Origin of the sequence: Mesorhizobium sp. M7A.F.Ca.CA.002.04.1.1, from assembly GCF_004022805.1 — a bacterium.
Lineage (GTDB): Bacteria > Pseudomonadota > Alphaproteobacteria > Rhizobiales > Rhizobiaceae > Mesorhizobium > Mesorhizobium ciceri.
The window spans coordinates 1-1,347 of record NZ_RZPL01001045.1; the positions used below are offsets into that span (position 1 = coordinate 1).

Genomic DNA, 1,347 nt, shown 5'->3' on the forward strand with positions numbered 1-1,347 from the left:
GGCGCTGGCGGGGGAGGTGCTCCTTCCGTCGATATGGCCGGTGGTGTGTTGGCGATATCGCCCGAGTTGGCCGGCAATTCAGGCATTGCCGGTGCCGCTTCGGCAGGCTTGGCGGCTTCAGCCGGTGCGGGCGCCGGGGTGGCCGGTGCCGCTTCGGCTGGCTTGGCCGGATCGGTTGCCGGGGCCGCAGGCGCCGCGGCGACGGTCGCGGCTATTTCGGTGATGCGGCCGTCGAGCTTCGGCGTGTAGGGCCGGTGGGCGCCGAGATAGTCGGCAACCACCTGTTCCAGGCCGGGGCCGTAGTCGTAGGCATTCCTGGCCTTGTCGGCAAAGACCTTGTAGCCGTCGCCGCCCTGGCGAACATAGTTGTTGGTGGCGACCAGATAGTCCTTCTCCGGCTTGATCGGCGTCCAGGCACCGCCTTCCATGACCTCCACCGATTTGACCCGGCCGGCATTGGGCGCAACGGATTTGTCGAAGGAATATTTCAGGCCGGCGACCTGGGGGAAGCGCCCGGCGCCGTCCTCGACCTGACTGAGACCGCCCTCGAGGCCGGCCACCAGATCCTTGCCCGAAATCTGGAAGGTCGCCAGCGTGTTCTGGAAGGGCAGCACGGTCAGCACCTCGCCCATGGTGACGGTGCCCTTGTCGATCGAGGCGCGCAGGCCGCCGCCATTGGAGATGACGATCTCGACGCCCTGTCCCTTGACGCGGTCGAGGATGGCGTCGGAGACGAGATTGCCCATCGCGCATTCGCGGGTGCGGCAGCTCTCGCGACTGCCGTCGATGACGTCGGTGGTTTCGGCCACTTCCTTGTTCTTCAACGCCTCGATCGGCGCCCCAAGCTCCTTGATGCGGGCGAGCACGGCCGGGTCGGGGGTGATCGACTTGTCGAGATAGATCGGGTCGCCGCTGGCCGATTTGACGACGCCATTGTCGTCGAACACCACCTTGAACTCGCCGAGATATTTCGAATAGGAGGCCGCCTGCACCACCGGCACCTTGTAGCCGTCCGGATTGTCGACCATCGTCGGGTAGGGGCCTTCCGCCTTCGGATCGGTGTTCGACAGCAGGGAATGGCTATGGCCGCCGACGACGACATCGATGCCCGGGATCTTGGCGATGACGTCACGTTCGCGCCTGTAGCCGATATGGGTCACGGCGATGATCTTGTTGACGCCTTCGCCCTTGAGCTTCTCGACTTCGGCAGTGATCGACTTGACGTCGTCCTCGATGGCGACGTTGGGACCCGGCGAAGCGAGGTCGGCGGCCAGAACATCGGCATCATCGGCGCGATCACCAACGACACGCCGGACCTCGCTTCGCCGGGTCCCAACGTCGCCATCG

Annotated in this window: 1 protein-coding gene; it reads right to left on the reverse strand. The window is 65.5% G+C overall.

What is annotated here, in order from left to right; translation table 11 throughout:
* Positions 1-1,347 (reverse strand): 5'-nucleotidase C-terminal domain-containing protein (locus ENZ75_RS31935; protein WP_245481332.1); only part of this gene is annotated, 1,347 nt, incomplete at both ends.